Below are 268 nucleotides of genomic sequence, written 5' to 3'. Positions count from 1 at the left end.
AGTTGTCCCGCAGCGAGTTCCAGAAGATCACGTCCGATCTCCTCGACCGCACCCGCGCGCCGTTCCAGGCCGTGATCAAGGACAGCGGCATCGCCGTCAAGGACATCGACCATGTCGTGCTCGTCGGTGGTTCCACCCGTATGCCCGCCGTCTCCGATCTGGTGCGCGAGCTGACCGGTGGCCGTGAGCCCAACAAGGGCGTCAACCCCGACGAGGTCGTCGCCGTCGGCGCCGCCTTGCAGGCCGGCGTCCTCAAGGGCGAGGTCAA

The 268-nt window shown here is 67.2% G+C and carries 1 protein-coding gene; it reads left to right on the top strand.

Features of this window, described 5'->3' with window-relative positions; translation table 11 throughout:
• Positions 1-268, top strand: a 268-nt coding sequence (locus AZG88_RS32960; RefSeq protein WP_156517683.1) for an Hsp70 family protein, incomplete at both ends; no start/stop codon positions are given.

Origin of the sequence: Rhodococcus sp. LB1 (genome assembly GCF_001583455.1) — a bacterium.
Taxonomy (GTDB): Bacteria; Actinomycetota; Actinomycetes; order Mycobacteriales; family Mycobacteriaceae; genus Rhodococcus_F; species Rhodococcus_F opacus.
The sequence above is the reverse complement of the archived record's forward strand: the minus strand, read 5'-3'. Positions and strand labels throughout refer to the sequence as shown.